At 60.4% G+C, this 26,552-nt stretch carries 26 protein-coding genes; 11 read left to right on the top strand and 15 right to left on the bottom strand.

Annotated features, from left to right (window positions below):
- Window positions 1-110 precede the first annotated feature (110 nt).
- The 6 genes from msrQ to J5M66_RS11265 form a co-directional block, all read right to left on the bottom strand.
- Window positions 111-734, bottom strand: coding sequence for a protein-methionine-sulfoxide reductase heme-binding subunit MsrQ (gene msrQ, locus J5M66_RS11290; RefSeq protein WP_207808181.1), 624 nt, complete (start codon window positions 732-734; stop codon window positions 111-113).
- Complete coding sequence (msrP, locus tag J5M66_RS11285) at window positions 734-1,747, bottom strand: protein-methionine-sulfoxide reductase catalytic subunit MsrP (protein ID WP_207808182.1); 1,014 nt, start codon at window positions 1,745-1,747, stop codon at window positions 734-736. Before msrP ends, msrQ begins: the two co-directional genes overlap by 1 nt.
- 63 nt (window positions 1,748-1,810) lie before the next feature.
- Complete coding sequence (pssA, locus tag J5M66_RS11280) at window positions 1,811-2,668, bottom strand: CDP-diacylglycerol--serine O-phosphatidyltransferase (protein WP_016773182.1); 858 nt, start codon at window positions 2,666-2,668, stop codon at window positions 1,811-1,813.
- A 148-nt stretch (window positions 2,669-2,816) separates the two neighbouring features.
- A complete protein-coding gene (gene ilvC, locus J5M66_RS11275; protein ID WP_003228216.1) occupies window positions 2,817-3,833 on the bottom strand; it encodes a ketol-acid reductoisomerase in 1,017 nt (338 codons plus the stop codon).
- Window positions 3,834-3,879: 46 nt separating this feature from the next.
- On the bottom strand, window positions 3,880-4,371 hold the full coding sequence (gene ilvN, locus J5M66_RS11270; RefSeq protein ID WP_003176102.1) for an acetolactate synthase small subunit: 492 nt from the start codon (window positions 4,369-4,371) through the stop codon (window positions 3,880-3,882).
- 2 nt (window positions 4,372-4,373) lie between these two features.
- Window positions 4,374-6,098 (bottom strand): acetolactate synthase 3 large subunit, encoded by a 1,725-nt coding sequence (locus tag J5M66_RS11265; RefSeq protein WP_039761986.1) that lies wholly within the window; start codon window positions 6,096-6,098, stop codon window positions 4,374-4,376.
- A gap of 399 nt (window positions 6,099-6,497) precedes the next feature.
- Here J5M66_RS11265 and J5M66_RS11260 point away from each other — a divergent pair, with 399 nt between their 5' ends.
- A complete protein-coding gene (locus J5M66_RS11260; protein WP_123443333.1) occupies window positions 6,498-6,914 on the top strand; it encodes a DUF4124 domain-containing protein in 417 nt (138 codons plus the stop codon).
- Window positions 6,915-6,936: 22 nt separating this feature from the next.
- On the opposite strand, the gene J5M66_RS11255 is transcribed toward J5M66_RS11260, so the two are convergent.
- The 3 genes from J5M66_RS11255 to mrcB are packed head-to-tail and all read right to left on the bottom strand — an operon-like array spanning window position 6,937 to window position 10,362.
- On the bottom strand, window positions 6,937-7,272 hold the full coding sequence (locus J5M66_RS11255) for a YqcC family protein (RefSeq protein ID WP_016773180.1): 336 nt from the start codon (window positions 7,270-7,272) through the stop codon (window positions 6,937-6,939).
- Window positions 7,272-8,021: a hypothetical protein gene (locus J5M66_RS11250; protein ID WP_016773179.1), complete on the bottom strand. Its 750-nt coding sequence runs from the start codon at window positions 8,019-8,021 to the stop codon at window positions 7,272-7,274. The genes J5M66_RS11255 and J5M66_RS11250 overlap by 1 nt, the downstream gene beginning before the upstream one ends.
- A 16-nt stretch (window positions 8,022-8,037) precedes the next feature.
- Window positions 8,038-10,362: a penicillin-binding protein 1B gene (gene mrcB, locus J5M66_RS11245; RefSeq protein ID WP_073475436.1), complete on the bottom strand. Its 2,325-nt coding sequence runs from the start codon at window positions 10,360-10,362 to the stop codon at window positions 8,038-8,040.
- 116 nt (window positions 10,363-10,478) lie between these two features.
- Between mrcB and J5M66_RS11240 the strand changes: the two genes are divergently transcribed.
- From J5M66_RS11240 to J5M66_RS11225, 4 genes are all read left to right on the top strand, one after another.
- Entirely contained in the window at window positions 10,479-12,035 is a 1,557-nt protein-coding gene (locus J5M66_RS11240; RefSeq protein ID WP_024014320.1) for a bifunctional aminoglycoside phosphotransferase/ATP-binding protein, read from the top strand.
- A gap of 91 nt (window positions 12,036-12,126) precedes the next feature.
- Complete coding sequence (locus J5M66_RS11235) at window positions 12,127-12,471, top strand: pentapeptide repeat-containing protein (protein WP_122747345.1); 345 nt, start codon at window positions 12,127-12,129, stop codon at window positions 12,469-12,471.
- A gap of 288 nt (window positions 12,472-12,759) precedes the next feature.
- Window positions 12,760-13,032 carry a TfoX/Sxy family protein gene (locus J5M66_RS11230; protein ID WP_016773175.1) on the top strand — a complete coding sequence of 91 codons (273 nt, stop codon included), beginning with the start codon at window positions 12,760-12,762 and terminating at the stop codon, window positions 13,030-13,032.
- Window positions 13,033-13,047: 15 nt separating this feature from the next.
- Window positions 13,048-13,842, top strand: a complete 795-nt coding sequence (locus J5M66_RS11225) for a Crp/Fnr family transcriptional regulator (protein ID WP_207808183.1) — start codon at window positions 13,048-13,050, stop codon at window positions 13,840-13,842.
- Window positions 13,843-14,075: 233 nt separating this feature from the next.
- Here J5M66_RS11225 and J5M66_RS11220 read toward each other — a convergent pair whose 3' ends face one another.
- The 4 genes from J5M66_RS11220 to J5M66_RS11205 are packed head-to-tail and all read right to left on the bottom strand — an operon-like array spanning window position 14,076 to window position 17,617.
- The gene (locus J5M66_RS11220) at window positions 14,076-14,924 is read right to left on the bottom strand and encodes a ChaN family lipoprotein (RefSeq protein ID WP_207808184.1); all 849 of its coding nucleotides are present in this window, start codon (window positions 14,922-14,924) and stop codon (window positions 14,076-14,078) included.
- 19 nt (window positions 14,925-14,943) lie between these two features.
- Window positions 14,944-15,711: a heme ABC transporter ATP-binding protein gene (locus J5M66_RS11215; protein ID WP_130902756.1), complete on the bottom strand. Its 768-nt coding sequence runs from the start codon at window positions 15,709-15,711 to the stop codon at window positions 14,944-14,946.
- Entirely contained in the window at window positions 15,711-16,694 is a 984-nt protein-coding gene (locus tag J5M66_RS11210; protein ID WP_164558310.1) for an iron ABC transporter permease, read from the bottom strand. Before J5M66_RS11210 ends, J5M66_RS11215 begins: the two co-directional genes overlap by 1 nt.
- Window positions 16,695-16,744: 50 nt before the next feature.
- Window positions 16,745-17,617, bottom strand: a complete 873-nt coding sequence (locus J5M66_RS11205) for an ABC transporter substrate-binding protein (protein ID WP_207808185.1) — start codon at window positions 17,615-17,617, stop codon at window positions 16,745-16,747.
- Between the two features lie 164 nt (window positions 17,618-17,781).
- On the opposite strand from J5M66_RS11205, the gene J5M66_RS11200 reads away from it, so the two are divergent.
- Window positions 17,782-18,099 (top strand): Rieske (2Fe-2S) protein, encoded by a 318-nt coding sequence (locus tag J5M66_RS11200; protein ID WP_207808186.1) that lies wholly within the window; start codon window positions 17,782-17,784, stop codon window positions 18,097-18,099.
- Here J5M66_RS11200 and sfsA read toward each other — a convergent pair.
- Both sfsA and J5M66_RS11190 read right to left on the bottom strand, forming a co-directional pair.
- Window positions 18,096-18,809 (bottom strand): DNA/RNA nuclease SfsA, encoded by a 714-nt coding sequence (sfsA, locus tag J5M66_RS11195; RefSeq protein ID WP_024014329.1) that lies wholly within the window; start codon window positions 18,807-18,809, stop codon window positions 18,096-18,098. The two genes, J5M66_RS11200 and sfsA, sit on opposite strands and share 4 nt — an antisense overlap.
- Complete coding sequence (locus J5M66_RS11190) at window positions 18,809-19,978, bottom strand: pyridoxal phosphate-dependent aminotransferase (protein ID WP_207808187.1); 1,170 nt, start codon at window positions 19,976-19,978, stop codon at window positions 18,809-18,811. The genes sfsA and J5M66_RS11190 overlap by 1 nt, the downstream gene beginning before the upstream one ends.
- Before the next feature lie 332 nt (window positions 19,979-20,310).
- Between J5M66_RS11190 and dksA the strand changes: the two genes are divergently transcribed.
- The 5 genes from dksA (at window position 20,311) to J5M66_RS11165 (ending at window position 26,511) form a co-directional block, all read left to right on the top strand.
- Window positions 20,311-20,754 (top strand): RNA polymerase-binding protein DksA, encoded by a 444-nt coding sequence (gene dksA, locus J5M66_RS11185; protein WP_073475455.1) that lies wholly within the window; start codon window positions 20,311-20,313, stop codon window positions 20,752-20,754.
- A 212-nt stretch (window positions 20,755-20,966) separates the two neighbouring features.
- Complete coding sequence (gene gluQRS / locus J5M66_RS11180; RefSeq protein ID WP_207808188.1) at window positions 20,967-21,860, top strand: tRNA glutamyl-Q(34) synthetase GluQRS; 894 nt, start codon at window positions 20,967-20,969, stop codon at window positions 21,858-21,860.
- A 77-nt stretch (window positions 21,861-21,937) separates the two neighbouring features.
- Window positions 21,938-22,114, top strand: coding sequence for a hypothetical protein (locus tag J5M66_RS11175; protein WP_003176118.1), 177 nt, complete (start codon window positions 21,938-21,940; stop codon window positions 22,112-22,114).
- Window positions 22,098-25,052 (top strand): sensor histidine kinase, encoded by a 2,955-nt coding sequence (locus J5M66_RS11170; RefSeq protein WP_024014332.1) that lies wholly within the window; start codon window positions 22,098-22,100, stop codon window positions 25,050-25,052. The genes J5M66_RS11175 and J5M66_RS11170 overlap by 17 nt, the downstream gene beginning before the upstream one ends.
- A gap of 22 nt (window positions 25,053-25,074) precedes the next feature.
- Entirely contained in the window at window positions 25,075-26,511 is a 1,437-nt protein-coding gene (locus tag J5M66_RS11165; protein ID WP_039761623.1) for a sigma-54 dependent transcriptional regulator, read from the top strand.
- Window positions 26,512-26,552 lie beyond the last annotated feature (41 nt).

Below are 26,552 nucleotides of genomic sequence, written 5' to 3'. Positions count from 1 at the left end.
AGCAAGTCGCTGTCGAAAGCTGCATAACTCTTTGAATCTCAAGGAGTTTTCCGTTTCGACTGCGCCGGAAGTGGGGCGAATTATAGACCTCTGGAATCTGCCGTCAACCGTTAATTTCGCTTTTCTTGCAGATTCTGCTTTTTACCCAGTAAACGCGGGATTCGCTTCGTCACCGGCGGCAGACGAAGCAGCAAAAGCACGCCACCTATAAAGGCATAAATCGCCCACTCCTCCAGATCAGCCCGGACGATCCACAGCATATGCAGCAAACCCAGTCCGAGAATCAGGTAAACCAGGCGATGCAGCTTCTTCCAGCGAGCGCCCAAACGACGCTGACTATAACGATTGGACGTCACCGCCAATATCAACAATCCGACAAAGCCCAACGCACCGACAATAATGTAAGGCCGCTTGCGTAGCTCAACGCCCAACTGTGACCAATCGAATCCGAGGATAAACGCCATATAGCTGAACAGATGCAGCGTCACATAAGCAAAACACCAAAGCCCTAACTGCCGGCGTACTGCAATCCACCCCGCCCAGCCGCTCAGCTTTTGCAGGGGAGTCATGCTCAGGGTGATCAACAGCAACACCAGCGTGCCAAGCCCGAGACGATCAACCAGCACCTTGCCCGGATCAGGCCCGAGCAGATCGGCGAAAGCCTGATAGAACCACAGCAATGGCCAGACCGCCGCAGCAATGAAAACACCCACTCGCCAGAACGGATAACGCATCAGTAGTTCTTCCGCAGATCGAGCCCTGTATATAAAGAAGCGACTTCATCCGAGTAGCCGTTGAACATCTGCGTATCGCGCACATTCGGTTTGAACAGGCTGTTCGGCAAGCGCCGCTCGCGCGCCTGGGTCCAGCGTGGATGGTCGACGGTAGGATTCACATTCGCGTAGAAGCCATACTCATCGGCAGCAATGCTTTGCCAAGTGGTCTTCGGCTGCTCGCTGACCAGACTGATGCGCACAATGGATTTCACGCTTTTGAAGCCGTACTTCCAGGGCACCACCAGACGCAAAGGTGCGCCGTTCTGGTTCGGCAGTTCGCGTCCATACATGCCCACCGCGAGGATCGCCAAAGGATTCATCGCCTCATCGAGACGCAGGCCTTCGACATACGGCCAGTCGATCAACGCAAAACCGGAACGCTGGCCGGGCATGCTCTTGGGATCCTGCAAGGTTTCGAAGCGGATGTACTTCGCTTTGGAAGTCGGTTCGACCTGCTTGAGCAAGGCCGAGATGGGAAAGCCGATCCAGGGAATGACCATCGACCACGCCTCGACGCAGCGCAGACGATAAATACGCTCCTCCAACTGATACGGTTTCATGAAGTCTTCCAGCGCATAACGCCCCGGCTTACCCACCTCCCCGTCAATCACCACGCTCCAGGGTTCGGTTTTCAGGTCGCCAGCGTTCCTCGCGGGATCTCCCTTGCCGGTACCGAACTCATAAAAGTTGTTGTAGTTCGTCGCGTCTTTATAAGGCGTGATCGCCTCTTCCTTGACGTTGACCGCCCCCCATTGAGTAGAAGGAAGCTTTTCGGCAAACCAGGCCGGAGCCTTGCCGGATTCGACTTCAGAGTAACGCGGGGCATCAGCTGCGCTGGCCCAGCGCGGCAGGCTGCTCACGGCAATACCGGCAGCAGTGGCGCCGAGCAATTGGCGACGGGAGAGATAAATGGCTTCAGGCGTGACATCCGACTCATGGCAGTCGGATGCTTTGGGGATCTTGATCAACATGACAACTCCGCAGCTTTGGAGGACAGGTGCACCCATAGACTGCGGAGTATGCGGGAAATTACATCACTCGGCGTTTTTGTGACGACGAAGACGCAACAGATATTGCACCGGACCGGACGCCGCATAGGCGAGGAACACCAGCAGCAGAATGCGCGGCGGATCACTGAACACGACAGCGAATACCAGCACCACCGCGAGGATCGCCACGAACGGCACGCGACCTTTGAGATCCAGCTCCTTGAAGCTGTTGTACTTGATGTTGCTGACCATCAGCATGCCGGCCGCCGCCACCATCAAGGCCACCAGGAACGACATCTTCGAACCCTGGATGCCGTAATCGCTGAACGCCCAGACAATACCGGCCACCACACCTGCCGCCGCCGGGCTGGCCAGACCGATGAAGTAGCGTTTGTCCGCCGTGCCGACCTGGGTGTTGAAACGCGCCAGACGCAACGCCGCACCCGCTACATATATGAAGGCGACCATCCAGCCGACCTTGCCCATGTCTCCCAGCGCCCAGCCGAAGGCCAGCAATGCCGGCGCGACGCCGAAGGCGACCATGTCCGACAGCGAGTCGTACTCGGCGCCGAAAGCACTTTGCGTATTGGTCATGCGCGCCACGCGACCATCGAGGCCGTCGAGCACCATCGCGACGAAGATCGCGATCGCAGCGAAGGCGAAGTACTTGCTCGCATTCACCGAGTCGCCGGCGCTCAACGCGGCCTGGGCGCTCATCGAGTTGATGATGGAGTAAAACCCTGCGAACAGGTTCGCAGTGGTGAACAGATTCGGCAGCAGATAGATACCACGATGCCGGACTTTACGACCTTCTGCGTCGTGCCCTTCCTCGATGTGTTCATCGATGGGCAGCAGGCTTTCGGCGTCAGAAGCCTTGTTCGGCTCTTCGGGACGTTCGCTCATGGACATTACCTTGCAACGGTTTGGAAAAAATTCGACAGAGGCTTGAGGACGACAGTTCGGCCACAAACGATGCAGCTTTATACCAGAAGCACCGGCCCAAACGAAAAAACGCGGCCGAGGCCGCGTTTTTCGTACAAGGAACGGCGACTCAGTTCTTGGCTTTGTCGACGATCTTGTTGGCACCGATCCACGGCATCATGGAGCGCAGTTGCTCGCCGATGATTTCGATGCCGTGAGCGGCGTTGTTACGACGCTTGGCGGTCATCGAAGGGTAGCCGGTTGCGCCTTCGCTGATGAACATTTTGGCGTATTCGCCGTCCTGAATACGTTTCAGGGCGTTGCGCATGGCCTGACGGGATTCGGCGTTGATCACTTCCGGGCCAGTCACGTACTCGCCGTATTCGGCGTTGTTGGAGATCGAGTAGTTCATGTTGGCGATACCGCCTTCGTACATGAGGTCAACGATCAGCTTCAGTTCGTGCAGGCACTCGAAGTAGGCCATTTCCGGCGCGTAGCCAGCTTCAACCAGGGTTTCGAAACCGGCTTTCACCAGTTCAACGGTACCGCCACACAGAACGGCTTGTTCGCCGAACAGGTCGGTTTCGGTCTCGTCCTTGAAGGTGGTTTCGATGATGCCGGTACGACCGCCACCGACGCCAGCAGCGTAGGACAGCGCAACGTTCTTGGCGTTGCCCGAGGCGTCCTGGTAGATCGCGATCAGGTCAGGGATACCGCCGCCTTTGACGAACTCGGAACGCACGGTGTGGCCCGGGGCTTTCGGCGCGATCATGATCACGTCGAGGTCGGCACGCGGAACAACCTGGTTGTAGTGAATCGCGAAGCCGTGGGAGAAGGCCAGAGTGGCGCCTTTCTTGATGTTCGGCTCGATTTCGTTCTTGTACAGCGAGGACTGGAACTCGTCCGGGGTCAGGATCATGACCAGGTCGGCAGCGGCAACAGCGGAAGCAACGTCGGTCACTTTCAGGCCGTGAGCTTCGGCTTTGGCAACGGTGGCCGAACCTTTACGCAGACCGACGGTAACGTCGACACCGGAGTCTTTCAGGTTGCACGCCTGAGCGTGGCCCTGGGAGCCGTAACCGATGATGGCAACTTTCTTGCCCTGGATGATCGACAGGTCGCAGTCTTTATCGTAGAAAACTTTCATGAATTTCCCCTTATATCCGGCCGTTCAGGCCATGCGCTAATTTGGTTTAGATGCTGAGTACTTTGTCGCCGCGAGCAATGCCGGTCACGCCGCTACGGACGGTTTCCAGAATCGATGCGGTGCCGATGGACTGAATGAAGCTGTCGAGCTTGTCGCTGGTACCGGTCAATTGAACGGTATACACGCTGGCGCTAACGTCGACGATCTGTCCACGGTAGATATCGGTGGTGCGTTTGATCTCGGCGCGCTGGGCGCCAGTGGCCTTGACCTTGACCAGCATCAGTTCACGCTCGATGTGAGCGCTTTCCGACAGGTCCACCAGCTTGACCACTTCGATCAGCTTGTTCAGGTTTTTGGTGATCTGCTCGATCACTTCATCGTGGCCCACGGTGGTCAGCGTCAGACGCGACAGGGTCGGGTCTTCGGTCGGGGCCACGGTCAGGCTTTCGATGTTGTAGTTGCGCTGCGAGAACAGGCCGACTACGCGAGACAGAGCGCCGGGTTCGTTTTCCAGAAGCAGGGAAATAATGTGCCGCATGATTAAGTACGCTCCGTCTTGCTCAGCCACATATCGCGCATGGAGCCGTCTTTGATCTGCATCGGGTAGACGTGCTCGCTGGTGTCGACCGCAACATCGATGATCACCAGGCGATCCTTCATGGCAAACGCTTCGGCCATCTTCGACTTCAAATCTTTCGATTCGGTGATGCGTACGCCAACATGGCCGTAGGCTTCAGCCAGCTTGATGAAGTCCGGCAGCGATTCCATGTAGGAGTGCGAGTGACGGCTGCCGTAGCTCATGTCCTGCCACTGGCGAACCATGCCCAGCACACCGTTGTTGAGGATGACGATCTTCACCGGCAAGCCGTATTGCAGGCAGGTCGACAGCTCCTGGATGTTCATCTGGATACTGCCTTCGCCGGTGACGCAGGCAACGTCGTCGTCCGGGAAGCTCAGTTTGATGCCCATCGCGGCTGGCAGACCGAAGCCCATCGTGCCCAGGCCACCGGAGTTGATCCAGCGGTTCGGCTTGTTGAACGTGTAGTACTGCGCGGCAAACATCTGGTGCTGACCAACGTCGGAGGTCACAAAGGCGTCGCCCTTGGTCACTTCGCAGAGGGTTTCGATCACGGTCTGCGGCTTGATCTTGCTGCCGTCGCCCTTTTCATAAGGGAACAGGCCGCGATCACCGCGCCATTCATCCACCTGCTTCCACCAGCTGGCTACGGACTCCTTGTTCGGGGTCTCGCCGATTTCCTTGAGAATCGCGACCATTTCGGTCAGGACGCTCTCGACCGGACCCACGATTGGCACGTCGGCCTTGATGGTTTTGGAAATCGACGCCGGGTCGATGTCGATGTGGATGATCTTGGCGTTCGGGCAGAATTTCGCCGGGCCGTTGATCACCCGATCGTCGAAGCGGGCGCCCACTGCGAGAATCACGTCGGCATGGTGCATCGCCAGGTTCGCGGTATAGCTGCCGTGCATACCCAGCATGCCGATGAACTGACGGTCAGTGCCAGGGAATGCGCCCAGACCCATCAAGGTGTTGGTCACCGGCAGGTTGAGCATTTTTGCCAGTTCGGTCAGTTGCGCGGAGCCATTGCCGAGAATCACGCCGCCGCCGGAGTACAGCACCGGGCGCTTGGCCGCCAACAACATTTCCGCTGCTTTGCGGATCTGCCCGGAGTGACCGCGAACGGCCGGGCTGTAGGAGCGCAGCTTGGCTTTTTTCGGAAAAACGTATTCGAACTTTTCGGCCGGGTTGGTCATGTCTTTCGGGATGTCGACCACGACCGGGCCCGGACGACCGGATTGCGCCAGGTAGAAGGCCTTCTTCATGACTTCCGGGATTTCCGAAGCGTGCTTGATCATGAAGCTGTGCTTCACGATCGGCCGGGAGATACCGATCATGTCGGTTTCCTGGAACGCGTCGGTGCCGACCATGGTGCTTGGCACCTGACCGGAAATGATCACCATCGGAATCGAGTCCATGTAGGCGGTGGCGATACCGGTAATGGCGTTTGTGGCGCCTGGACCGGAAGTCACCAATACCACGCCGGCTTTACCGGTGGCACGGGCGTAGCCGTCAGCCATATGGGTCGCCGCTTGTTCGTGACGAACCAGGATGTGGGTCACTTCCGGTTCTTTGAACAGGGCATCGTAAACATGCAGGAGAGCACCACCCGGGTACCCGTAGATATATTTGACGCCTTCGTCACGCAAAAAGCGGACGAGCATCTCACCGCCAGATAAAAGCTCCACGTTGTTCACCTCTAAAACGCCAGAATACCGTCCACAAAAAAGGGGCGGGTCTTAATAGGTTTACTTCTCGGCAGAGCATGAGCGACGGTGGTCGCCGACTACGTCAGCACTGACTGAGCAAGTATTGGGATCGTCCCAAGTGTTGCGGGCCTTTCCCACCCAGCGCGAGGTAACGCGTTGCGGGTGTAACAGGTCGGCGCGGATGTGCGCCTCATGATCTACCGAGTGGGTCTGCTTCTGGCAGTCCCTCTACAGCGGACTTTGGATTCTTCTGTTTCGCCCTCTGCAAGTCAAGTCGTCTGTGTGGTTAATTGTGGGTAAGCACATGAGAACGCAAGAAAAAACCTGAAAAGCGCTACTCTGTTAGCGTCAATTGCGCATTTTTGCCAAGGAATCAGCATGCGAACGCTCCTCCTCACTCTGCTGATCGGCCTCAGCCCATGGTGCTCGGCCGCTCAAATCTACAAATGGGTCGATGCCCAAGGCGTCACGCATTTCGATGCGCAGCCTCCGCAGGGCCAACCGTCGACGACCGTACACACACCCTCCTCACCCGCGCCGAAAGCTGCGCCGATGCCGGGCGGCGGCGTACTTGGCGATCAGAAAGCCATTGATGCCAAGGTGAAGAAACAGGTCGCCGAGCAGCAGGCGCAGCTCAAGGCGTTTTGCGAACAGGCACGCACAAACCTAGCGCAACTGCAGAACAATCCACGTTTGCGTGAGGAGGTCGAGGGGGATGTGCGCAGGCTCGACGATACACAGCGTCAGGAACGCATCGTCGAAGCGAAGAAGCAGATTGCCGAGAACTGCCAGTAGGCCTGGCAGTTCCCAGTTTAGTTCAGCGGGATGCAGTGATCAGCAGGTCAAACTCTTTGAGCAGCACCTGCAACTGCCGATCCTTTCCGCCAAGGTTGCGCTGGGCAAAGACCATTTCCGCCATTTCCTGAATGCCCGAGGCGTTCGGCAGCGGCAGATCCTGTTCGAGGATCATCTTCATGCGCGGCAGGAAGATCCATTGCAGCCATTGCTCGAAGTCCAGCGTGTCGACCGAAAACGGCTCGACACTGCTTAGCGCTTCGGCGGACGGCTCAACCTCATCCCACCAACCCTGGGTACGCAGCTCGCGTTCGATCAGCAACAGCTGATCGGCGATTTTCGGGAAACGCACGTCCATCACAGGGAAACCTTGGCCTTCTGACGGGCCAGTGCGGCGCCGGCGGAATCGCCTTGTTTCTCACGAGACTGAGCGATGATTTCCCACAGGCTGGCTTGCAGGTCCGGACGACCGTTGGCCATGGTCAGCGCACGACGGGCAAATTGCTCGGCTTGCGGCGCATCGCCCTGGGCCATGCGCACCTGCGCCAGACGGTAAAGCACTTGTGGCTCACGGGGGGCGACACGTTGCGCCCGCTCCAGGCTGGAAGAAGCACCGTTGAGGTCGCCACCGGCCTGTTGCTGTTGCGCGGTGGTCAGCAAGGCGAGTACCGGGCCGTCCAGTTGCTCATCCGCCGACAGACCGCCGCCACTGCTGGCCGAAGGAATGCCACTTGGCGTCGACGGCATGCTGTAGCTGCCGGAGTTGATCGGCGCCGACTCAACCGCCGATGGGTTGTACGGCCCCGACGTGATACCTCCGGATGCAGGCCCCGGGACGATCGGCGAAGAGCTGATCGGTGTTGACACCGCCGCACCGCCGCCCGGCACCATAACTACTACGCCGGTATCGCCTTGCGGAATCGCCTGAGTCTGGCCCTGCACCGGGCGCTTGACCGTGGTCTGGCGGAAACCGCCATTGGCGCCGATGCGCTCGCTGTTGGACACGGCGGTGCCCGAATCCACCACAGGAATCGAACCACGCTGTACGGTGGAGCAGCCGCTGAGCAAAGCCACGGCGGTCACCGCTGGAATCAACCACTTGTTCACTTGAAACCCTCTTTGCTTAATTCATCCAGCCTTTGACCCAGTCCATCACCGATTCCGGCGAGGCAGGTGTTTCGCTTGCACACGCGGCGCCGGGTGGCGGTTCGCTGCCGCGAATATACGGCATCTGTACCGCGCCGGGGCAGTTGGCATCCGACCCTTGGCCGGTGCGCGAATCGACCCAGGCCTGCACGACGTTGTCCGGCTGCGGCATGTCCAGCGGCAGCGGATCGGCCTTGCGCATGAAACTGGTCCAGACCTGCAACGCACCGGTGGCCCCGGTGAACGGCGTCTTGCCGTTGTCGTCGCGGCCGAGCCAGACCACTGCCAGCAGATCCTGACTGAAACCGGCGAACCAGCTGTCGCGCGAATCGTTACTGGTACCGGTCTTGCCCGCGAGGGTCAGGGTCTTGGGCAGCACGTTATAAACCGAACTGCCGGTACCTTCACGCATCACCCGCTGCATGGCGTTCTGGATCAGGTAAATCGAGGCAGGATCGAAGCGCTGTTCGATCTGGAACGGATAACGCTTGAGCGGCTCGCCCTCGGCGGTCAACACGCTGCGAATGCCGCGCATCGGCGTATTGAAACCACCGTTGGCCAGCGTCTGATACATGGTCGCCACTTCGATCGGCGTCATGCCGCCGGCACCGAGCAGCATCGACGGGAACGCCGGGAACTCACGAGTGACGCCCAGGCGACCCACGGTCTTGAGCACATTCGGCACACCGACTTCCAGGCCCAGACGCGAGGTCGACAGGTTGTAGGAATGCGCCAGGCCCTGATAGAGGAACACCGTACCGTGGGAGCGGCGATCGTAGTTCTGCGGCTTCCACACCTGACCGTTGGCGCCCTTGACCGACAGCGGATCGTCCGACAGCCAACTGGTCAGCGTGTACTGGCTCGGCTTCTCGAGCGCGGTCAGATACACCGCCGGTTTGATCAAAGAACCAATCGGGCGCACCGCATCCAGTGCACGGTTGAAGCCGGCGTAGCTGGCCTGACGGCTGCCGATCATCGCCTGGACTTCACCGGTTTCCGGGTTGGTCACGACCATCGCCGCTTCGACGTCATCCGAGCCCTTGCGCCCGGCCAGACGCTTGAAGGTGTCGTTGACCGAGGCTTCGGCTTTCATCTGCAGAATCGGATCGAAACTGGTGAAGATGCGCAGACCTTCTTCGGTCAAGTCTTCGTCGCGGTAGTCTTCGCGCAACTGACGTTTGACCAAGTCGATAAAGCCCGGGAACGAGCTGTCGGCGAGCTTGCCGCGAGTCGTCACACCGAGCGGCATTTTCTTCGCCGCTTCGACCTGCTCGGCGGTTGCCACACCTTGCTGCGCCAGCACGTCGAGGACCAGATTACGCCGCTCCAGCGCGCGCTCCGGGTTGCGACGCGGGTTGTAGTAGGACGGCCCCTTGACCATGCCGACCAGCAACGCCACTTGATGCAGTTTCAGCTCGGACAATGGCTGGCCGAAGAAGAACTGACTGGCCAGACCAAAACCGTGCACCGCACGCTGGCCGTCCTGACCGACGAAGACTTCGTTGAGGTAGGCCTCAAGAATTTCCTTCTTGTCGTAATGCAGTTCCAGCAGCAACGCCATCATCGCTTCGGTGAGCTTGCGGGTCAGGCTGCGTTCGCTGGTCAGGTAGAAGTTCTTCACCAACTGCTGGGTCAGCGTACTGCCGCCCTGGGTCATCTTGCCGCCGGAGGTGTTGATCCACACGGCGCGGGCGATCGATTTCGGCGACACGCCCCAGTGGCTGTAGAAGTCGCGGTCTTCGACGGCGATCAGGGTTTCGAGCAAGTACGGCGGCACCTGATCAAGTTTGATCAGGATGCGGTCTTCAAGATTTTTCGGGTAAATGCCGCCGATCATCAGCGGCTCGAGGCGCACCACCGACAGTTTCGAACCGTTGGTCGAGGACAGCTCAGCAACGTAATCACCGGAGAAACGCACACGCACTGGCTGCGGCTTTTCCAGACCTTCATAGAACTGGAAGCCACGGGTGTTCAGGTCAACCGTATTGCCGCTGACGGCTGCGGCGCCGGGGCCGTTGCTCACGGCTTCGCGGCGATAGCCGAGGGCATCGAGTTCGGTGAGGAAATCGTCCTTGCTGAGCTTCTGTCCGACGAACAGCTCAAGCGGGCGCGCGTACACCTTGGCCGGGATGGTCCAGCGCTTGCCGGAGAACTTCTCCTGCACCACGGCATCGAGGTAAACGGCAAAGCCGGCCAGCACTACAAGGCCGACCAGGCTGAGTTTAATGGCCCAGCTCAACCATGGACTGAGGCCCTTGGCTGGTGGTTTTTTCTTGGTACGGGGGGATCGGGATCGAGTCATGGCGGCGGATTATACGCACTTTATCGATCCTCAACAGGCACGCGCGGAGGTTTGCGTCAGGCGGGCAAGCAGCCATAATGGCCGCCTCGAATTCCCCCGCCTCTGAAGGATCGCCCGTGAGCCAGTCCCTGATCGCTGCCCTGCAAAACCCGGCCCTCTACCCGCATCCCGTCGAAGGGTTTCAGGTCATCGAAACCCACATTTCGTGGGTGATTCTCACCGGCCCCTTTGCCTATAAAGTGAAGAAGCCGGTGAATTTCGGCTTCCTCGACTTCACCAGCCTCGACGCACGTGCGCATTTCTGCGCTGAAGAGCTGCGTCTGAACCAGCGTCTGACCGCTGATTTGTATCTGGACGTGTTGCCAATCACCGGCAGCGTCGAGGCACCGCAATTGGGCGGCGACGGCCCGGCTATCGAATACGTGCTGAAAATGCGCCAGTTCCCCCAGAGCGGGTTGCTCAGCACCCTGCAAGCCAATGGCGAATTGACCACTCAGCACATTGATGCGTTGGCCGAGCAGATCGCCCATTTCCATCTCAACGCCCCGAAAGTCCCGGCCGAACACGACGCCGGCACGCCGGACAGCGTGATGGCACCGGTCGCGCAAAACTTCGAGCAGATCCTGCCGTTCCTCAGCGACAAAAACGATTTGCTGCAACTCGATGCCCTGAAAGCCTGGGCCGAAAGCAGCTTCGAGCGCCTCAAGCCCCTGTTCGCCCAGCGCAAGTCACAAGGTTTCACCCGTGAATGCCACGGCGACATCCATTTGGGCAACGCCACGGTCATCGACGGCAATGTGGTGATCTTCGACTGCATCGAGTTCAACGAGCCATTCCGTTTCACTGACGTCTGGGCCGACACCGGTTTCCTCGCCATGGACCTGGAAGACCGTGGCCTGAAATCGTTGGCGCGTCGCCTCATCAGCCAGTACCTGGAACTGACCGGCGACTATGAGGGCCTGGAAGTGCTGAACTTCTATAAAGCCTACCGCGCGCTGGTGCGGGCCAAGGTGGCATTGTTTAGCATGCCGGCCGACGCGACTGCGGTGCAGCGCGCCACCACCCTGCGCCAGTACCGCAACTACGCCAACTTGGCGGAAAGCTACAGCACCATTCCTTCGCGCTTCATGGCCATTACCCACGGTGTTTCCGCAGTCGGCAAGAGCCATGTGGCCATGCGCCTGGTCGAAGCGCTGGGCGCGATTCGCCTGCGTTCCGACGTCGAACGCAAGCGCCTGTTCGGCGAGCAGACTGTTGCCAACGACGTACAGGCCGGCATTTACAGTGCCGACGCCAGCACCGCGACCTACGCACGTCTGCATGAAATCGCCGAGGTGATCCTGCACGCCGGCTTCCCGGTAGTGATCGACGCTACTTACCTCAAGCGTGAACAGCGCGACAACGCGGCGAAGATTGCCGAAGCCACCGGCACGCCGTTCCTGATCCTCGACTGCAACGCCCCGCAAGCCGTGATCGAGAGCTGGCTGGCGATGCGTCAGGCCGACCAGAAGGATCCGTCCGACGCCACCCTCGCCGTGATCGAAGCGCAACAGGCCAATCGCGAAGCGCTCACGCCGGAAGAAATCCTGCGCAGCAAACGCGTGCAGACCAATGAATCCGGCACGCTGGACACCGTGGTCGCGCAGATCCGTCAGCGCCTGCCGGGTCTGTAAAAAACTATTTCGGCCGTGAAGCCCTCGCTCGCTTCACGGCCGGCAAATAGTGGCACTATACTGGCGTCATAAAACCAACAGGTGATCTGACATGAGCCAGCCTAAACTGCTCGACACTCCGCTTTACGCCCTGCTGCACAAAGATGACGTTGCAGGCTTCAATAAAGAACGTCCACAGGATGGCCCGATCGACATGATCGGCGGCGATTTCCGTGGTCTCGACCTGCGCGAGCTGAACGCCGACGGCGTGGATTTCCGCGATGCGTACTTCCGCTCCGCCGATTTGCGCGGCATCGACTTCCGCAAGGCTTCGCTCGAAGGCGCCAGCCTGGCCCATGCGCAGATTTCCGGGGCGTACTTTCCGCCGGAGCTGAGTGCTGACGAGATTCTGATGTCGATGAATTTCGGCACGCGGTTGCGCTATCGCACCCGCTGAAATCTGGAAATCTTCCTGACGCCACGCCTTTCCCCTGTGGGAGCGAGCCTGCTCGCGAAGGCGTAGTGTCAGCTGATATCGATTGTGTCTGATACGCCCTCTTCGCGAGCAGGCTCGCTCCCACATTGTTAACGCCTAACTCGCTTCCCTCTGCGTTCGCAGCTCCTTTACCCCCCTTTCTTAGAAGCTTTTGCGTCGAATCCGACCAAACAACCACGCTTTTCCTACTGATGGCTACACTGCTGAGAAGCTCGCCCACGCACCATTCGGCCGTCGCAAGGAGGCTTGATGAATGATGAACTGCAACACCTGAAAAATCTTGGCAAGACATCGGCGCAATGGCTGCATGCCGTGGGCATCCACAGCGCCTCGGACTTGCGTCGCCTCGGTGCAGTGGATGCCTACCGGGCCGTGCGTACTCGGGGGTTTCGCGCATCGAAGGTGTTGTTGTATGCGATCGAGGGCGCGTTGATGGACGTGCACTGGAACGATATCCCCGCCGAGCGCAAGGACGCCTTGAACAAACAGCTCGAAGCCATTTCCGCGCGCCACAAGAACTGAACAGGCGCTGACGCCATGTATTTACTGGGGGAACAATCGGCCCACGCCGACGCATTGATCAATCGCTTGCAGAGTCTTCCCGGGCAGTGGCTGCAGGATTTGTCGCCGTGCGCGCCGGTCATCGAGCTGGAGGCAACGGACGATCTGTTTGCACAGTTGCCGGAAGATCAGTTGTTTCTGCTGAGCGAGGGCGTGGTACATGGCTGCATCGCGGGCCGTGCGCTGTTCTACTGGCAGGAAGGTGATCTGCTCGGCCTGCAACGTGGCGAGCAATGGAGCGATTGCCGCATTTGCAGCAACAGCGCTGTGCGCCTGGTGCCCTATGGGCGCGTTGAGGTTTTGCAGTATTTGTATGCCGACCCTGATCGAGCGGAGCAGTTGCTGAGCTATCTGCTAGGGCAAATGGCGCTGCTCGCCCATGCCGTGGCCGAGCTGAAACCCCGGGAGTTCCGCAGCACCAACGGCTTCAAACGGGTTGAGGCGGGCGCCGTGCTGATCCAACAGGGCGACGCAGCGGATCATGTCTTCGTGATTATCGATGGGCATGCCGAGGCGTTCGTCGACGGGCACAAGGTCGGTGACGTGGCCAAGGACGAGATTTTCGGCGCCATGGCGTTGTTTACCGGCGAGCCGCGCAACGCCACGGTAGTCACGTCAGAGCCGAGCATGTTGATGTTGATTCCTGGTGATCAGTTTTTGAGCATGACTCGCAGCAATCCGAAGATCGCGCACAGCCTGATTGAGGGGATGGCTCGGCGCATCGGCCAGTTGAATCGCCAGATCACGCAGTTGACGACGCAGCGCACCTAGCGCAAAGCCCTTTATTCACAGGGCCTCATCACCGCTCGCAAAACTAAATTACAGATTTGCAAAATCAGCGGTTGACGCGGTAATGATAATCGCTATGATTATCACAACTGGTCGCGAGATCAGTCGATATTCTGAAAAGCCCTTGGTTCGGACTCTCAGATTATCTCCTCATCAGGCTAATCACGGTTATTTGACCCGGTTTTTTACCGGGTCTTTTTTTGCCCGTGGAAAAGTCATTTAGCCAATTGCTGGCGCATCTGCTCGCAGTAATCCGACTTCGGCGTGGCCGGCGTGTACCAGACGTAATCGGCCATCGCCGCCGATACCGCAGCGCCCTGCTCGGCCAGCATCAATACGATCGGCGCCTTGCCAGCGTCGAGATCCGACAGATGCAGCGGCACGCCAACATCCTTGCGCGCATGCCAGGTACCGGCCAGCAGAATCGAAGGCATCGGCGCCGCCAGCATGCGTTCGGCCATGCGTCGATCACGCTGTTGCTGAATCGCCAGCATTGCTGGCATCTGTGATTCGGGCAGCAGGCCGCAGTGGGATTCACTGATTTGCCCAAGCAAGGTTTTTTTAACCGAAAGCGCATTACTGCGCGGACCGTTCAGAGCAGGTGGATTGCGGTAGAACGCGCGGATTTCGCTGTCATCGAGATTGGCCGCCAGCAGCGGATACGGCTGCGACAGGGCAAAGCGCACGATCGGCCCGTAAAGGTTCCAGTCCCAGCCCTCTTGCCAGGCCAATGCCGCGGGCAGATCTGCCGGAACGGATTTCGACTGGCGTGCCGCATCGACTTTCGCTTGTTGAACCGGCGAGAGCATTTCCAGCAGCAGACTGCCTTGCGCTCGCTGCTCGCCGAGCGACTGCAACAGCCACAACTGTGCGGCATGGTGATCGGCGTTGTCGTGCTGCTCACCGATGATCAAACGCTCAGGCTCAGCCAGACGCGTCAGCAATTGCTGCGCCGTAAGTACCTCGCCGCTGCGCAGATCGCGGATATCAGCGCCCACAGGCGGAGCCGCCACGTGCTGACAGCCCGCGAGCAACACCAGCGCCAACAACCACAATCCACGCATGCGACACCTCGATGATGATTCAGCGGGCGATGATCAGCGGATGCCCACGCTCCGGGTGCGGTTGCACCAAAACCTCCAGGCCGAACACTGCTTTAAGCGTATCCGGACGCAGCACCTGCTGCGGAGTATCCAGCGCAACCGGGCGCCCCTCCTCCAGCAACAGCACACGATCACAATAGCGTGCCGCGAGATTCAGATCATGCAGGATCACCAGCACCGCCGCGCCGCAATCGGCGAACTCGCGCACCGCTTGCAAGGTGGTGTGCTGATGCAGCGGATCGAGCATCGATGTCGGTTCGTCGAGCAATAAGGTTTGCCCGGCCTGGCCCGGCCAGAGTTGCGCCAGCACCCGCGCCAGATGCACGCGCTGACGCTCGCCACCGGACAACGCCAGATAACTGCGCCCACTCAGGTGCCCGGCATCGGCGGCGGCCAGCGCTGCCGCGACGATTTCGTCATCACGTACGCGCCCGGTCTGGTACGGCAAGCGGCCCATGCCGACGACCTCTTCCACGGCGAAGGCAAAATCCAGCGTCGACACCTGCGGCAACACCGCCAGTCGTTGTGCCCGCTGCGTTCCGCTCCAGTGGCTCAACGTCTGACCATCGAGCGAGACATTGCCGTCGCTGGCGGGCAACTCACCACACAATGCGCCAAGCAACGTACTTTTCCCGGCGCCGTTCGGCCCCAGCACCCCAAGCACCTCGCCGGGTTCGAGCCCGAGCGTAACCCCACTGAGCACTGCTTTGCGGCCACGGCGGACATGCAGATTGTGCGCAGACAACATCAGGCACGCCCTCGCAGCAGCAGATAAAGGAAGAACGGCGCGCCGATAAACGCCGTGACAATGCCGATCGGCAACTCCGCCGGCGCCAGCGCCAGGCGCGCCACCAGATCGGCGAGCAATAACAGGCTCGCACCCGCCAAAACCGAGGCTGGCAACAGAACTTTGTGATCGGGGCCGGCCAGCAGGCGCACCAGATGCGGCACCACCAGCCCGACAAAACCGATCATGCCCGCCGCCGCCACCGCCGCGCCGACACCCAGCGCGGTACAGAACACCAGTTCGCGCTTGAGCCGTTCGACATCGATGCCCAGATGTCCGGCCTCGGATTCACCGAGCAACAAGGCATTCAATGCCTTGGCCCGACGCGGCAGCCACAGCGCCACGCCGATGGTGATGATCAGCAGTGGCCACAGCCGCGCGTAACTGGCGCCGTTGAGGCTGCCCAGATTCCAGAAGGTCAGGGTGCGCAGCGTGGCGTCATCGGCCAGATAAGTGAACAGACCGACCGCCGAACTGGCCAGCGCCGTCAGCGCGATACCGGCCAGCAACATGGTCGCCACATGCGTCTGACCGTTGCGCCGGCCCAGCCGGTATACCAGCGCCGTCACCCCGAGCCCGCCAAGAAACGCACACACCGACAACAGATACGGCCCGAACCACTCCGGCAGGCCGCCAAAGAACGAGCCGCCGACAATCGCAATCGCTGCGCCAAGTGCCGCGCCACTGGACACCCCGACCAGCCCCGGATCGGCCAGCGGATTACGAAACAGACCCTGCATCGCCACCCCGGACAGCGCCAGCACGCCGCCGACCGCCAAGCCGAGCAAGGTTCGCGGCAGGCGGATCTGGCCGAGAATCAGCTCGGCCTGCTCCAATCCTTGCGGCGCCAACGGCACGCCGATCAGACGCAGCGCCGCGCGCAGGGTATCGAACAACGGCAGGCTCACCGGCCCCAATGCCAGCGACAGCCAGATCGCCAGCAGACACAGCAATGTCAGGCCGATAAACAAGCCACGGGGTTTGACCAGTGTGGTCATTGGCCGCCCTTGGCCGGGTAGAAGCCGTCAGTCAGGGTTTGCAAAGCAGCCGGCAACCGTGGCCCGAGACCGCCCACCAGCAGCGTCGGATCCAGCTCCATCACCCGCCCGCTCTTGGCAGCACGGCTGGAATTGAGGATCGGGTTTTCCTTGAACAATGCCGCTTTTGCGGCCTCGCCGGTCAGCGCACGGTCAGCGAACACCAGCACTTCGGGATCGAGGCTGGCGAGGGATTCGACAGAAAACGGTTTGTAGCCGGTATGCGTCGCAAGGTTGTGCCCGCCGGCTTGTTGCAGCAACCAATCGGCGGCGGTGTCCTTGCCGGCGATCAACGGCTTGCCGCCGGCGTGCCCAAGCAACAGCAACACGCCCGGAGTTTTCTGCGTGGTCTGCACTTGGGCAACGCGCGCTTTCTGCGCCTGGAGTTGCTGTTGATAACTCTGCAGCAGCTGCGCTGCCTGGCTTTGTGCGCCGAGCAACTGGCCCAGATGGGTGACATTGTTTTCCAATGTCGGCAGATCAGGCTGGGCTGAAAACAACTCGACCTGGACCTTGGCGGCTTTGACTTGCGCCAGAACCGGCGGCGGCCCCATTTCTTCGGTACCGACCAGAATGTCCGGGCGCAGGCTCAAGATGCCTTCGGCCGACAGGCTGCGCTGATAACCAATACTCGGCAGCGCCTGCAACGATTGGGGATGCTGACTGGTGGTGTCGACCCCAACCAGCTTTGACTCGCCACCCAGCGCGCTGACCCATTCCGACAGCGCGCCGCCAGCGCTGACCCAGCGTTGCGGTAAATCCGCTGCGCTCGCCTGATGGCTGAGAAAAAGGCCGACGCACAGTACGGCAACGCGGGTTTTCAGGCGCATACGCAGCTTCCTTGAACAAGGTTTCCCGGGCATCGGCGCAGCGAGCCAAGTATCCTCGGCAACGGCCAGACTCCCTGTGGGAGAAGGTCGCCATTTGATAATTGTTTGCATTTGAACGTCAAGCTCGGACATATCCAGACACGAGCGGACATTAGAGGTTAGCCATGAAGTTTCTCTGCGCCGGCAGTGAGCTGGCCGAAGGTGGCAGTCGCGGTTTCGAAATCGAAGGCAAAAAGCTGTTTGCCGTACGTCGGGGTGGCCAAGTCTTCGTTTATTTCAATCGCTGCCCGCATCGCGGCGTCGGGCTGGAATGGCAGCCCGACCAGTTTCTCGACCCAAGCAACAGCCTGATCCAGTGCGCCACCCACGGTGCACTGTTTCTGATCGAGGACGGCGAATGCGTTGCCGGCCCCTGCGCCGGGCAATCGCTCACGGCAATTGAATGCTGGGAAGATACACAAGGCGTGTGGGTCGACGTTTAACCGTTTAGCCGCACGTCGAGTCGGCGGTCGATGACCATTTCTTCGTGGTCCAGGCGCACACCGTAGGCCAACACCTCAACACCGCAGGCGACCGCTTCACGCAGCGCCTCGGCGTAAGCCCAATCGATTTCCTCGGCCGGGCGCACGGCATCAATGCCGGTGAGGTTCACGCAGTACAACTGCACCGCCCGAATGCCGTCGCGCGCCAGATGCGCCAGCTCGCGCAGATGTTTGGCGCCGCGCTGGGTCACCGCATCGGGAAACGCCGCCACCGCCGTACCGTCGAAGCCCAAGGTGACGCTTTTCACTTCGACATACGCCGGGCCGCTGGGGTATTCGAGGCGGAAGTCGATGCGGCTTTTTTCCTGTCCGTAGGCAACCTCACGCTTCAACGCGGTAAAGCCGTTCAACTCGGTGATCACACCCGCCTGCAAGGCTTCCTCAACCAAGCCGTTGGCGCGCCCGGTGTTGACGCAAAACAGCCGGCCCTGCGGGGTTTCGCCAATTTCCCAAGTGCCGGGCAATTTGCGTTTCGGGTCATTGGAGCGACTGAACCAGACCTGCCCGCCCTCGACCTGGCAATTGAGCATCGAACCGGTGTTGGGGCAGTGAATGGTCAGCAATTCGCCGCTAACGGTCTCGATATCGGCGAGAAAACGCTTGTAACGACGAATCAGCCGCGCTTCTTCCAGAGCAGGATAAAAGCGCATCAGCCTTGCCAGCTCTTCAAGCCGCGCGCAATGCGCTCAACCGCTTCCTGCAAACGTGCGAGGTTCTGTGTGTAAGCGAAACGCACGTGATGGCCGGCCTGATAACGACCGAAATCCAGTCCGGGCGTAAAGGCAACGTGCTCGGTTTCGAGGAAATGTCGGCAGAAGGCGAATGCATCACCGCCGAAACGGCTGATATCGGCGTACAGATAAAACGCGCCTTCAGGCTCAACGGCAATGTTGAAACCGAGTTCACGCAGCGCCGGCAGGAGGAAGTCGCGACGGCGCGCAAACTCGGCGCGGCGCTCTTCGAGAATCGCGATGGTGGCTGGCTCGAAACAGGCCAGCGCCGCGTACTGCGCCATGCTCGGCGCACTGATGTAGAGGTTCTGCGCGAGTTTTTCCAGCTCGCTGACCGCCGCGTCCGGCGCGACAAGCCAGCCCAGGCGCCAACCGGTCATGCCGAAATACTTGGAGAAACTGTTGAGGACAAAAGCGTCGTCATCGACTTCCAGCACACTGGCGGCATCAGTGCCGTAGGTCAGGCCGTGGTAGATCTCATCCACCACCAAGTGCCCGTGCCTGGTCTTGATCGCTCTGGATAATCCGCCCAATTCATCGCGGGTCAGCAAAGTGCCCGTCGGGTTGGCCGGCGAAGCGACAAGGGCGCCGACGCTGTCGTGGTCCCAATGCCGCTCGACCAGATCCGGGGTCAGTTGGTAACGCACCTCCGGCCCGACCGGCACCAGCTGCGCCGCGCCTTCGACCAGCCGCAAGAAATGCCGATTGCACGGGTAGCCCGGGTCGGCGAGCAGCCAGTGTTTACCCGGATCGACCAACAGGGCACTGGCCAGCAACAGCGCGCCGGAGCCGCCCGGCGTGATCAGAATCCGCCGTGGGTCGATATTCAGGCCGTACCGCGATTGGTAGAAACCGGCGATCGCCTCGCGCAGTTCGGGAATGCCACGGGCGGCGGTGTAACGGGTCTTGCCGGCGCTCAACGCAGCTTGTCCGGCGCGGATGATCGGCTCGGCGGTGGTGAAGTCCGGCTCGCCGATTTCCAGATGGATCACGTCGTGGCCTTCGGCCTGCAATTCATTGGCCCGCGCCAGCAGCGCCATCACATGGAACGGTTCGATCGCACGACTGCGCGCACTGTAGGGGCCCATTGGAATGCCTTCGACGGAAAAAAGAGACAATTCTACCTGTCTGCCGGAACGAGCGAGAACCCGTGGAGGTCACAGCCTCAAGAACGCTGGACTGTAACGATCTGAACGTACGCTCCAGGATTGACTAAAATCAGTGATTGAACAGGTCTCCCTTCCCACAGACACGGCTTGTCAGACATCTGCAAGCGCCACCCGCCGGGGGCTCGACATCCGGGAGTAGCGCAGGCTGATTTGATCTGGTAAGTTCGCCCGCTTGCAGCCGCAGGGCCGGCAGGTGTCGGTGATGGAGCAATCCTGCGCAATGGATTACAAGAGTAGAGGCGGTCTATTTCATGTCCACCCAAGCAAAGCAACAGCAGAAAGACACGATCAGCGGCTTCGAACCTTACGTTCAGAAGGCGGGTGAAGAGTACATGGGCGCTCCAATGCGCGCGCACTTCACCAAGATCCTGAACAAGTGGAAACTGGACTTGATGCAGGAAGTCGACCGCACGGTTGGCCACATGAAAGACGAAGCGGCCAACTTCCCTGACCCGGCCGACCGTGCCAGCCAGGAAGAAGAGTTCTCCCTCGAACTGCGCGCCCGCGACCGCGAGCGCAAGCTGATCAAGAAAATCGACAAGACCCTGCAACTGATCGAAGACGAAGAGTACGGCTGGTGCGAGTCCTGCGGCATCGAGATCGGCGTCAAGCGCCTCGAAGCCCGCCCGACAGCGGATCTGTGCATCGACTGCAAGACCCTGGCGGAAATCAAGGAAAAGCAGGTCGGCAAGTAATCTCGACCTGAACGAAAAACGGAGCGTGCGAACGCTCCGTTTTTGTTTCTGTGTTTTGCCCGCGGAACCTGCTTCTGCCTCTGTGGGAGCGAGCCTGCTCGCGAAAGCGTTCCTTCAGACAGCTCATTATTGACTGACACAGCGCTTTCGCGAGCAGGCTCGCTCCCACAGGGGGTAACCTGCTTAAATTCTGAATAGCCTTTATCGCCTCCATGACTGCCAAATCCCCCGCCTACATCGGCCGCTTCGCCCCCACCCCCAGTGGCCACCTGCACTTCGGTTCGCTGGTGGCTGCGTTGGCATCCTATCTCGACGCCCGCTCCGTCGGTGGGAGCTGGCTGGTGCGCATGGAAGATCTCGATCCGCCGCGCGAAGAGCCCGGTGCGCAAGCGGCGATTCTCAAGGCGCTGGAAAGCTACGGTTTCGAATGGGACGGCGAAATGGTCCGCCAAAGCGATCGACACGCGGCTTATGCCGAAGTGCTCGATAGCTTGTTCAATCATGGCCTGGCCTACGCCTGCACCTGCTCGCGCAAACAACTGGAGCCCTATCACGGGATTTATCCGGGGTTTTGCCGCAATGCCGGGCATGAACAGCACGACGCCGCGATCCGCCTGCGCGTGCCGGAGCTGGAATACCACTTCATTGATCGCGTGCAGGGCGAATATCGCCAGCACCTGGGCCGCGATGTCGGCGACTTTGTCATCCGTCGGCGCGATGGTCTCTACGCCTATCAACTCGCGGTGGTGCTCGATGACGCCTGGCAAGGCATTACCGACATCGTGCGCGGCGCTGACCTGCTCGATTCGACGCCGCGTCAGCTGTACCTGCAAGAACTGCTCGGCCTGAAACAGCCGCGCTATCTGCACCTGCCGCTGATCACCCAGCCGGACGGCAACAAACTCGGCAAGTCCTACCGTTCGCCGCCGCTCGAAGCCGATCAGGCCACGCCGTTGCTGCTGCGGGCCTTGCGCGCGCTGGGGCAGAATCCCGGCACCGAACTGGCTCACGCTTCGCCGGGCGAACTGCTGGCCTGGGGCAGCGCGCATTGGGATGCCGACGGGATCCCGCGCACACTGACCCTGCCCGAAGCGCAACTGCAATGACGACACTTGCAGTCGCGCGCCCATCCGTTACCATCGCCGCACGTTTTCGGGCACGCGCATAAAAAAGAGAGGCCGGGATGTACATCTATCGCTTGGTCCTGCTTCTGGTCGTCGGGATCTACCTGTTCTCCCCCGCCATCATGGATTGGTGGATCGACGCGACGGGCGCCTGGTATCGCCCTTATCTGCTCTGGCTGATCCTGATTGTCGTGACCTTCATCCTGCAGAGCCAAAAAGATGCCGATGAGCTTTAGCCTGACCCAGATGATCCTGATCAGCGCCGCGTACCTGGCGGCGCTGTTCGGCGTTGCCTGGGTCAGCGAACGGGGCATGATCCCGCGCGCGATCATTCGCCACCCGTTGACCTACACCCTGTCGCTGGGGGTTTACGCCAGTGCCTGGGCGTTCTACGGCACGGTGGGCCTGGCCTATCAGTACGGTTACGGCTTTCTGTCCAGTTATCTCGGCGTGTCCGGTGCATTCCTGCTGGCGCCGGTGCTGCTTTATCCGATCCTGAAGATCACCCGCACGTATCAACTGTCGTCGCTGGCCGATCTGTTTGCCTTCCGCTTTCGCAGCACTTGGGCCGGTGCGCTGACCACGATTTTCATGCTGATTGGCGTGCTGCCGTTGCTGGCCCTGCAGATTCAGGCCGTGGCCGACTCGATCGGCATTCTCACCGGCGAACGCGTGCAAAGCCGCGTGGCGCTGGCGTTCTGTGCGCTGATCATTCTGTTCACGATTTTCTTCGGTTCCCGGCACATCGCCACGCGCGAGAAACATGAAGGGCTGGTGTTCGCGATTGCCTTCGAATCGATCATCAAACTGATCGCTCTCGGCGGCGTTGGCCTGTACGCGCTGTATGGTGTGTTCGACGGCCCGCAACAGCTCGAACTGTGGCTGCTGCAAAACCAGACCGCCCTCGCCGCCCTGCACACGCCGTTGCAGGAAGGTCCGTGGCGCACGCTGCTGCTGGTGTTCTTTGCCTCGGCGATCGTGATGCCGCACATGTATCACATGACCTTTACGGAAAACCTCAATCCGCGCTCGCTGGTCAGCGCCAGTTGGGGCCTGCCGTTGTTTCTGCTGTTGATGAGTCTTGCCGTACCGCTGATTCTCTGGGCAGGCCTGAAACTCGGCGCCACCACCGATCCGGAATATTTCACCCTTGGTATCGGCATTGCCGCCAACAGCAAACCGCTGGCCTTGCTCGCCTATGTCGGTGGCCTGTCCGCCGCCAGTGGCCTGATCATCGTCACCACCCTGGCCCTGTCGGGCATGGCGCTGAACCATCTGGTGCTGCCGCTTTATCAACCGCCGGCCGAAGGCAATATCTACCGCTGGCTGAAATGGACCCGTCGGGCGCTGATCGTGGCGATCATCATGGCCGGCTTCGGCTTCTACCTGATGCTCGGCGTCGAGCAGGATCTGGCCAACCTCGGCATCGTCGCGTTCGTGGCGACCCTGCAATTTCTGCCCGGGGTGTTGTCGGTGTTGTACTGGCCCACCGCCAACCGCCGCGGCTTCATTGCCGGTCTGCTGGCGGGGATCACGGTCTGGGTGGTGACCATGCTGCTGCCGCTGGTCGGCAATCTGCAGGGCTTCTATATCCCGCTGCTGAACATGATCTACGTGCTCGACGACACCAGTTGGCACATGGCGGCCATCGCCTCGCTGGCGGCCAACGTGCTGATGTTCACCCTGATCTCACTGTTCACCAACGCCAGCCCGGAAGAAGCCAGCGCCGCCGAAGCCTGTGCGGTGGATAACGTGCGGCGCCCGCAACGCCGCGAACTGCACGCCGCCTCGCCGCAGGAATTCGCCACGCAACTGGCCAAACCGCTCGGCGCCAAGGCTGCGCAGAAAGAAGTCGAGCAAGCGCTGCGCGACTTGTATCTGCCCTTCGATGAACGCCGGCCGTATGCCTTGCGCCGGTTGCGCGACCGCATTGAGGCCAACCTGTCCGGCCTGATGGGCCCGAGCGTTGCGCAGGATATGGTGGAAACCTTCCTGCCCTATAAGGCTGGCGGCGAAAACTACGTCACCGAAGACATTCACTTCATTGAAAGCCGTCTCGAGGATTACCACTCGCGCCTCACCGGCCTGGCCGCCGAGCTCGATGCCCTGCGCCGCTACCACCGCCAGACCTTGCAGGAACTGCCGATGGGCGTCTGCTCGCTGGCCAAGGATCAGGAGATCCTGATGTGGAACAAGGCGATGGAAGAGCTTACCGGCATCGCCGCGCAGCGAGTGGTCGGTTCGCGCCTGAGCACGATCGCCAACCCGTGGAAAGAATTGCTGCAAGGCTTTATCAACCTGCCCGACGAGCATTTGCACAAACAGCATCTGGCCCTCGATGGTCAGACCCGCTGGCTGAACCTGCACAAAGCGGCGATCGACGAGCCGTTGGCACCGGGTAACAGTGGTCTGGTGTTACTCGTCGAAGATCTGACCGAAACGCAGATGCTCGAAGATAAACTGGTGCATTCCGAACGGCTGGCCAGCATCGGTCGACTCGCAGCGGGTGTGGCCCACGAAATCGGTAATCCGATCACCGGCATCGCCTGCCTGGCGCAGAACCTGCGCGAAGAGCGTGAAGATGACGGCGAGCTGACGGAAATCAGCGGGCAGATTCTCGAGCAGACCAAACGCGTCTCGCGCATCGTCCAGTCGCTGATGAGCTTCGCCCATGCCGGCAGCCATCAGCACAACGACGAACCAGTGTGTCTGGCCGAAGTCGCGCAGGACGCCATTGGCCTGCTGGCGCTGAACCGGCGCAATTTCGAAGTGCAGTTCTACAACCTGTGCGATCCCGATCATTGGGTCGAAGGCGACCCGCAACGGCTTGCCCAGGTGCTGATCAATCTGCTCTCCAACGCCCGCGACGCCTCGCCGCCGCACAGTGCGGTACGGGTCAAGAGCGAAGCCGGCGAACACACGGTCGATCTGATCGTCGAAGACGAAGGCAGTGGTATTCCGTCGAGCATCATGGACCGATTGTTCGAACCTTTCTTCACCACCAAGGATCCGGGTGAAGGCACCGGTCTGGGCCTTGCACTGGTCTATTCCATCGTTGAAGAGCATTATGGACAAATCACCATCGACAGCCCGGCTGATGTACAAAGCCAACGCGGCACCCGTATCCGGGTGACCTTACCGCGTCATGTCGAAGCGACGTCCGCTGTGAACTGAGACCGTCGAGAGTATCGAATCAATGCCGCACATTTTGATCGTCGAAGACGAAACAATTATCCGCTCCGCCTTGCGCCGCCTGCTGGAACGCAACCAGTACCAGGTCAGCGAAGCAGGTTCAGTGCAGGAAGCACAAGAACGCTTCACCATTCCTACGTTCGATCTGATCGTCAGCGACCTGCGCCTGCCGGGCGCCCCGGGCACCGAGCTGATCAAGCTCGGCCAGGGCACACCGGTGCTGATCATGACCAGTTACGCCAGCCTGCGCTCGGCGGTCGACTCGATGAAAATGGGCGCGGTCGATTACATCGCCAAGCCGTTCGACCACGATGAAATGCTCCAGGCGGTTGCGCGGATCCTGCGCGATCGCCAGTCGGCGCCGGCTGCCGGCGAAGCTACGGCGAGCAAGCCTGCCGCTGGCAATGGCAAAGCTGCTGTGGATAACAGCAATGGTGAAATTGGCATCATCGGCTCCTGCCCACCGATGCAGGACCTGTACAGCAAGATCCGCAAAGTCGCGCCAACCGATTCCAACGTGTTGATTCAGGGTGAGTCCGGCACCGGTAAAGAGCTGGTGGCCCGCGCCCTGCACAATCTGTCGAAACGCGCCAAGGCGCCGATGATCTCGGTGAACTGCGCGGCGATTCCGGAAAGCCTGATCGAATCCGAACTGTTCGGCCACGAGAAAGGCGCGTTCACCGGCGCCAGTGCCGGTCGCGCCGGTCTGGTCGAAGCGGCGGACGGCGGCACCTTGTTTCTCGATGAGATCGGCGAACTGCCCCTCGAAGCCCAGGCTCGCTTGCTGCGGGTTCTGCAGGAGGGCGAAATTCGCCGCGTAGGTTCGGTGCAGTCGCAGAAAGTCGATGTGCGCCTGATCGCTGCAACTCACCGCGATCTGAAAAGCCTGGCGAAAATCGGTCAGTTCCGTGAAGACCTTTATTACCGTCTGCACGTGATTGCCCTGAAGCTGCCGCCGCTGCGCGAGCGTGGCGCCGACGTCAACGAAATCGCCAATGCCTTCCTCGCTCGCCAGAGCGCGCGGATCAATCGCACCGACCTGAAATTCGCCGCCGATGCCGAACAGGCGATCCGGCACTATTCCTGGCCGGGTAACGTGCGTGAGCTGGAAAACGCTGTCGAGCGCGCGGTGATTCTCAGCGAAAGCCCGGAGATCTCGGCCGACCTGCTGGGCATCGACATCGAGCTGAGCGATCTGGAAGACGACGAGTTCATCGGTCTGCCGCCGCAAACCGGCGGTAACGCCAGCAACAGCAGCCATGAGCCGACCGAGGATCTGTCGCTGGAGGATTACTTCCAGCACTTCGTCCTCGAGCATCAGGACCACATGACCGAGACCGAACTGGCACGCAAACTGGGCGTCAGCCGCAAATGCCTGTGGGAACGCCGCCAGCGTCTGGGCATTCCACGGCGCAAGACCGGGGTCGCCAGCGAAAGCTGAGCGTTACCCACCGCGTGCGCGGGTAACGCATGACAATGTGA

Source organism: Pseudomonas sp. 67(2021), assembly GCF_017491835.1.
GTDB lineage: Bacteria > Pseudomonadota > Gammaproteobacteria > Pseudomonadales > Pseudomonadaceae > Aquipseudomonas > Aquipseudomonas atacamensis.
The sequence above is the reverse complement of the archived record's forward strand: the minus strand, read 5'-3'. Positions and strand labels throughout refer to the sequence as shown.

Coding starts and splice junctions, on each gene's coding strand:
- msrQ (WP_207808181.1), bottom strand. CDS start 734: ATGCGTTATCCGTTCTGGCGAGTGGGTGTTTTCATTGCTGCGGCGGTC.
- msrP (WP_207808182.1), bottom strand. CDS start 1,747: ATGTTGATCAAGATCCCCAAAGCATCCGACTGCCATGAGTCGGATGTC.
- pssA (WP_016773182.1), bottom strand. CDS start 2,668: ATGAGCGAACGTCCCGAAGAGCCGAACAAGGCTTCTGACGCCGAAAGC.
- ilvC (WP_003228216.1), bottom strand. CDS start 3,833: ATGAAAGTTTTCTACGATAAAGACTGCGACCTGTCGATCATCCAGGGC.
- ilvN (WP_003176102.1), bottom strand. CDS start 4,371: ATGCGGCACATTATTTCCCTGCTTCTGGAAAACGAACCCGGCGCTCTG.
- J5M66_RS11260 (WP_123443333.1), top strand. CDS start 6,498: ATGCGAACGCTCCTCCTCACTCTGCTGATCGGCCTCAGCCCATGGTGC.
- J5M66_RS11255 (WP_016773180.1), bottom strand. CDS start 7,272: ATGGACGTGCGTTTCCCGAAAATCGCCGATCAGCTGTTGCTGATCGAA.
- mrcB (WP_073475436.1), bottom strand. CDS start 10,362: ATGACTCGATCCCGATCCCCCCGTACCAAGAAAAAACCACCAGCCAAG.
- J5M66_RS11235 (WP_122747345.1), top strand. CDS start 12,127: ATGAGCCAGCCTAAACTGCTCGACACTCCGCTTTACGCCCTGCTGCAC.
- J5M66_RS11230 (WP_016773175.1), top strand. CDS start 12,760: ATGAATGATGAACTGCAACACCTGAAAAATCTTGGCAAGACATCGGCG.
- J5M66_RS11225 (WP_207808183.1), top strand. CDS start 13,048: ATGTATTTACTGGGGGAACAATCGGCCCACGCCGACGCATTGATCAAT.
- J5M66_RS11220 (WP_207808184.1), bottom strand. CDS start 14,924: ATGCGTGGATTGTGGTTGTTGGCGCTGGTGTTGCTCGCGGGCTGTCAG.
- J5M66_RS11215 (WP_130902756.1), bottom strand. CDS start 15,711: ATGTTGTCTGCGCACAATCTGCATGTCCGCCGTGGCCGCAAAGCAGTG.
- J5M66_RS11205 (WP_207808185.1), bottom strand. CDS start 17,617: ATGCGCCTGAAAACCCGCGTTGCCGTACTGTGCGTCGGCCTTTTTCTC.
- J5M66_RS11200 (WP_207808186.1), top strand. CDS start 17,782: ATGAAGTTTCTCTGCGCCGGCAGTGAGCTGGCCGAAGGTGGCAGTCGC.
- sfsA (WP_024014329.1), bottom strand. CDS start 18,809: ATGCGCTTTTATCCTGCTCTGGAAGAAGCGCGGCTGATTCGTCGTTAC.
- J5M66_RS11190 (WP_207808187.1), bottom strand. CDS start 19,978: ATGGGCCCCTACAGTGCGCGCAGTCGTGCGATCGAACCGTTCCATGTG.
- dksA (WP_073475455.1), top strand. CDS start 20,311: ATGTCCACCCAAGCAAAGCAACAGCAGAAAGACACGATCAGCGGCTTC.
- gluQRS (WP_207808188.1), top strand. CDS start 20,967: ATGACTGCCAAATCCCCCGCCTACATCGGCCGCTTCGCCCCCACCCCC.
- J5M66_RS11175 (WP_003176118.1), top strand. CDS start 21,938: ATGTACATCTATCGCTTGGTCCTGCTTCTGGTCGTCGGGATCTACCTG.
- J5M66_RS11170 (WP_024014332.1), top strand. CDS start 22,098: ATGCCGATGAGCTTTAGCCTGACCCAGATGATCCTGATCAGCGCCGCG.
- J5M66_RS11165 (WP_039761623.1), top strand. CDS start 25,075: ATGCCGCACATTTTGATCGTCGAAGACGAAACAATTATCCGCTCCGCC.